This is a genomic window from Roseateles sp., from assembly GCF_039929605.1.
Lineage (GTDB): Bacteria > Pseudomonadota > Gammaproteobacteria > Burkholderiales > Burkholderiaceae_C > Pelomonas.
Genome location: NZ_JBDSQX010000038.1, coordinates 1 through 5,314, shown reverse-complemented (window position 1 = coordinate 5,314; position 5,314 = coordinate 1). Strand labels below are relative to the sequence as shown.

Here is a 5,314-nt window from a genome sequence, read left to right as displayed (position 1 = left end):
GCGTCGCGCAGCCAGCGCTCCAGCTTCTCGTCTTTCTCGGCGCCACGCTCGTCGCGCAGCGTGTCGGCGCGGCGGAACTCGGGGCCGGCGAGGGCCTTGAGCCAGCGCAGGTCGGCAGTCATGGTGGTCATCGCACCACCGTTTTCTGAACACAGCCACAGAGGCACAGAGACACAGAGGGAGCTTCATCCCGCCTCCTCTGTGCCTCTGTGCCTCTGTGGCTTTGTTTGGTTTTCACGTTAGACGTTCAGCCGCGCCAAGAAGGCCTGCCGCAGGCGCAGCAGCCACTGCGCCGCCAGCGGCGTGGCGCCCAGGTCGAAGCGCACCCACACCTTGTCGCCAAACACCGCGCTGGGCGACGGCCGGTCCAGCTGCAGCTCGATGTCGAACACGCGGCGCAGGCTGTGCTTGCCGCCTTCCTTGGCTGGGTCAACGCCAATCTCGCCGCCACCCGACGACCCGAGCGCCGCCGACACCAGCTCGAAGCCACCACCCGGCACCTCGCGGCGCACGCGCGCGTCGACCATCGCGTGCGGCGTCTGCATCAGCCGCACCTGCACCGACTGCACACGGTGCTTGACCATGTCCGCATCCTCCTGCGTGACGGCCACACGCACGCGGTCGGTCGGGCCGGCGACGAGATAGCCCAGCAGCTCACCGCGCTTGACGGCGCGACCGGTCAGCTCGGTGGGGGCGTCAGGCAGCCAGCGGCCGGCCGTGGCGGCCACCACGTCCAGCGCGGCAACACGGGCGAGCGCCTCGTCGTAACGGGACTGCCGCGCGGCCAGCTCGCTGCGCAGCGGAATGGCGCGGGCCGGCTCGGCCACTTCGGCGCGGCGCAGGTTGGCCTCGGTCTGCGCCAGCGCGGCGGCGGCCTGCGTCAGCTCGGCCTGCAGCGGCAGGTTGTCGATCTTCAGGAGGGGCGCACCGTGTGCCACCGCGCTGCCCGGCGCGGCCTGCACGGCGCTGATCTGACCTGGCGCCTCGGCCCGCACCAAGACCTCGTCTGGCAGCCAGATGACGCCCTGGTGCACCGAGTAGAACGGCAGCGGCACCAGGCCCAGAAAACCCAGCACACCGGCCAGCAGCAGCAGCGCGCGGCGCTTGGCGGGCCCGCGCCGGCGCGCCAGCGCGCCGCCTTCGTCGAGATGCTTCCACGCCTTCCAGACCGGCAGCACCAGCGCCTGCCAGCCCGCCAAGACGGCCATGACGGCGCCGATCAGCAGGTACTCGCTGGCGACGAACCAGATCAGACCGACGGTGATGAGCAGGCGGTAGACGGGCGCGATGGCACCGTAGAGAAACAGGATCCGGCGCTCGCCCTGGGACGCCAGCGGCGGCTCGGCGTCCTTGGCGCCGAAGAGGAATCGGTCGCTGAGGTAGACCCAGTAGCTCTGCGCGCGCTGCGCGAGGTTGGGCAGCTCCAGCAGGTCGGTGGCGATGAAGTAGCCGTCGTAGCGCATCAGCGGATTGCCGTTGACGAGCAGGGTGGACACACCGGCGATCAGGATGATGTTGTAGGCCACGGCCGTGATCAGCCCCGGCTCGGCAGCCAGCCACACGTAGACAGCCACGGCGCCCAGCGCCAGCTCGGCCAGGATGCCCGCCGCCGCCACTTGCGCCCGCGCCCACTTGGACGGGAAGCGGTAGGACGAGGTCGCGTCCACATAGGGCACGGGCGTGAAGATGATGAAGAGCAGGCCGATCTCGCGCACCGTGCCGCCACGCGCCTTCACGGCCAGGCCGTGCGCCCATTCGTGCACCGCCTTGACGGCCGGGTAGACGAACCACAGCAGCACGAGGTTGCTGGCCGACAGCACGCGGTCCGACAGGTTCTCGGTCAGCGCCTGCCAGTGCTGGGCACCCAGCACGGCGGCCGGCACGACAAGGGCCAGCCACAGCAGCGCGACCGGCAGGCTGAACAGCGCGCGCGCCAGGGCCGTCTGCTTGTCGAACCAGGCATCGGGGTGGAAGAGCGGCAGGCGCAGGCTCATCAGGTTGAGCCAGTTCTGCTTGAACTTGGCCTTGCGCTGGCGCTCGAAGCGCTCGAAGACCTCGCCGGCATCGGGCGACACCTGGGTCTGCAACAGGTCGTTGGAGTGCAGCGACGACACCAGCTGCACCAGCTCATGCTGCGAGATGCTGGCGCCGTCGTCGCTTGCCGAAGCGCAGGCGGCGTCCCAGACCTGGTCCAGCGTGCGGCGGCCGTCGCACAGCGACAGCACGCGCCAGACCTCGGGCGTCATGCGATGAAAGCGCTGGCTGACGGGGTCGGACAGCAGCACCCAGGAGCGGCCGCGCAGGCGGCGGTGCAGCGGCTCGACGCCGTCTCTGAGCCTAGGCCTGAGGTGGCGCAGGGCATGCCAATGTTCGGAGAGGAGGGCTTGCATGACGAGCCGCTAAATGCAACCACAGAGGCACAGAGGCCCGGAGAAATTCAAGGTCTGTTGCCTCTGTGCCTCTGTGCCTCTGTGATTGCATTTCCTCTTCACATAAAACCCAGTACTGCCAGAGCTTCAAACGCAGCCAGGCGACCGATTCGCGCGTCCAAATCGTCAGCAGGTTGGATGTGCCGACGACGACCTTGGCCACGCCCTGCATGCCCGGGCTGAGCGCCGGCGTCTCGCCCACCCACGCGGCCTCGGCGCGGAAGCCGTTGGCGCCATCCTGCACGCTGGCCGTCGCCGTCACGCGGCTCAGCTCGAAGGCGTGGCCGTCCTGCGGCTGGCCGGCCAGCCGCAGCACGCCGGGCTGGCCGACGCGCACGCGGGCGATGTCGCGCTCGGGCACATGCAGCACCACGCGATAGCCCTCGGAGGCGATCTCGAACATCTCCTTGCCCAACTCGGCCGGTGCGCCCACCTGCTGCACCCAGTCGCCGCTGACGACCAAGCCGGCGATGGGCGCGACGAGCTGAGCGCGCGCCAGCTTGGCCTCCACCAGCGCGAGCTGGCCCTCGGCGCCCTGCAGCTCGGCGCTGGCCAACGCGACGCTGGCGGCCTCGCGGTCGGCCATGGCCTGGCGCAGCTTGGCGGCGGCCTGGTCGCGGTCGCCGCGCAGCTTGGCCTGCTCCAGCTTCAGATCGCGCTCATCCAGGCGCAGCAAGACCTGGCCCTGCTGCACCCGATCGCCCGGCCGCACCAGGGCCTCGGCGATGAAGCCCTCGAAGGGAGCGGTGACGAGCTGGCGCGTGCGGCCTTCGATGACGGTGTGGGCCGTGACGCGGTCGTCCACGGGGATCAGCAGCAGCACGGCCAGCACGAGCACGGTTGCGGCGGCGCCGGCCTTCCAGGCCCAGTGGCCGGGGCCGCGCAGGCGCTTGCCCACGCGGCGCAGCGCGCGCCAGGCCTGGCGTGGCAGCGGGAGTTCGGCGGCGCGCCAGTGGCGCAGCAGCGGTTCCGCTAACGCCGCACTCGTGCGCAGCACCTGTTGGGCGGCGGGTGCCGCGGTGCCTTGCGCGACCAGCACGGCCACGACCTCGCCCTGGTCCAGCAGCGGCAAGGCCCAGGCCTCCTGCTCCAACAGCTCGCGGCCTTCGATGAAGGCGCGCTGGGCGATCTCAGTCGCCGCCTGCACGGCGGGGCTGCCGGTCTCGGCATAGGACACATCGGCCGCCACCCACCAGTGCGCGCGCTCGTGACGCACCTCGAACAAAGCCAGGCGCAGTTCACCCTCGGGCGGTAGCTCGCGGCGCGCCCAGGCGGCCGTGCGGTTGACCCAGTCCTGCGCCGCACCGCGCGCGTCCTTGTGCGAGGCGACGTGGCCCATCAGCTCCAGCAGCTCGGCCGCGCGCTGGTTGTGCGCCAGGCTGGCCGCGCTCAGCGTGAGCTGCAGCCAGCCCAGCGACAGCAGCAGCAGTTGCAGGCTGCGGTCGTTGTGCGGCGGGCTGAGCAGGGCGCCGACCACGCCGGGCTGACCGCTGGGCAGCGCCAGATGGGTGGCGACAAGCAGTTCGCCCGTGGCAACCCGGCTCAGCGCGACGGGGCTGTCGCGGGTGACCCGCGCTCGTGCCTCGGCCCAGGCGTCCGCCACATCGGCTCGCTCGAAGGGCGCGCGCCAGGCCGCGTCGGCCGCGTGCAGCGCCACGCCCTGGCAGCCCAGGCCAGCGGCATGCAGGCGCTGCAGCCACATCGCCAGCGCCGGCGCCAGCTCGGCGGCCTGTGGCGTGGCCGAGGGCGGGGGCAGAATAGTCTCGTGGCCGTCAGTCATTTCGCCTCGTTGACGATCATCTCCAGCCCCATCGACGGCGGCACGAGAGGCGCCTTGCAGAGGGTATCGACCAGGGGGGACGTCTGGTCAGCACTCAGTCGGTGAACCCGAATGCCGGCGCTGTTTTTCTGGCCGGATTCATTGGTCAGCACGCGATAGATCGAGTAGCGATGGCCATCCTTCTCAAATTCGAGGTTCTCGTACTCGCCCTGATAGGGTCGGTGGCTCTCGAACTCGAACCGGGCCTGGCTGCCGTTGCGGATGGTTGGGTATTCCAGTTCGATCCGGCCGGGGCGGCCATACCGGCACTGAAGATAGCCTTCATCGGCACTGAGTGCCTGAGACGAGCAGACCGATACCGTCTTGCCATTGCGCAGCGCGCAGCTGAAGATCGCCCGCTCGTCTGGATGGCAATGACCTACGGCGTTGGCGGTGGTACCTCCGGAAACCAAGACAACAGCCAGTCCAGCCCACAAAGCAGCTCGGCACCAGACCTGCACAGTTGATCGGTTTTTCATCAGTTGCTCCTGTTGTGTGAGCGGCTCATCTCGCTGGACCGATGCTCGACGAGTTGGGCCTCCAGCATCTGCCAGTCGGCGTCGCCCAGCGCACCGGCCAGCGCCCGGAGCTTGAAGTAACTCGCCCAGGCATCGTGCCGCGCGCGAGAGAGGTCGCGACGCGCTTCGAAGAGCTTGCCTTGCGCTTCCAGCACATCGGCATTGGTCTTGATCCCCACCTCGTAGCCGCGCTGGTTGGCCCGCACCGACAAGGCCTGCGAGCGCTCGGCCGTGCCCAGTGCCTTGGCCTGCGACAGCGCCGACAGCGTCGCCACGAAGGCCTGGCGCACGCCGATGACGAGGGTGCGGCGCGCCAGATCCAGCTCGCTGGCGGCCTTGTCGCGCAGGGCCAGGGCCTCGACGACCTTGGACTGCGTGGCGCCGCTGGCGAAGATCGGGATCGTCAGCGTCACACCGACGACCGAGGTGTTGCCGCTGCGCGGGAAGATGCTCGTCACCGTGCCGTTGTCATTGGAGTGGGTGTAGCTGGCGTTCAGGTCCACCGAAGGCGCATGGGCCAACGAGGCCTTGCGCGTCTCGGCCTCGGC

The 5,314-nt window shown here is 69.8% G+C and carries 4 protein-coding genes; all 4 read right to left on the bottom strand.

The features are described 5' to 3' along the window. Positions 1-239 precede the first annotated feature (239 nt). The gene (locus ABIS05_RS05600; RefSeq protein WP_348013139.1) at positions 240-2,390 is read right to left on the bottom strand and encodes a hypothetical protein; all 2,151 of its coding nucleotides are present in this window, start codon (positions 2,388-2,390) and stop codon (positions 240-242) included. Further along, positions 2,338-4,209 carry an HlyD family efflux transporter periplasmic adaptor subunit gene (locus ABIS05_RS05595; protein WP_348013138.1) on the bottom strand — a complete coding sequence of 624 codons (1,872 nt, stop codon included), beginning with the start codon at positions 4,207-4,209 and terminating at the stop codon, positions 2,338-2,340. Before ABIS05_RS05595 ends, ABIS05_RS05600 begins: the two co-directional genes overlap by 53 nt. Further along, positions 4,206-4,727: a hypothetical protein gene (locus tag ABIS05_RS05590; RefSeq protein WP_348013137.1), complete on the bottom strand. Its 522-nt coding sequence runs from the start codon at positions 4,725-4,727 to the stop codon at positions 4,206-4,208. The genes ABIS05_RS05595 and ABIS05_RS05590 overlap by 4 nt, the downstream gene beginning before the upstream one ends. Next, positions 4,727-5,314: TolC family protein (locus ABIS05_RS05585; RefSeq protein ID WP_348013136.1), on the bottom strand; the 588-nt coding region annotated here is incomplete at its 5' end. The genes ABIS05_RS05585 and ABIS05_RS05590, both read right to left, overlap by 1 nt.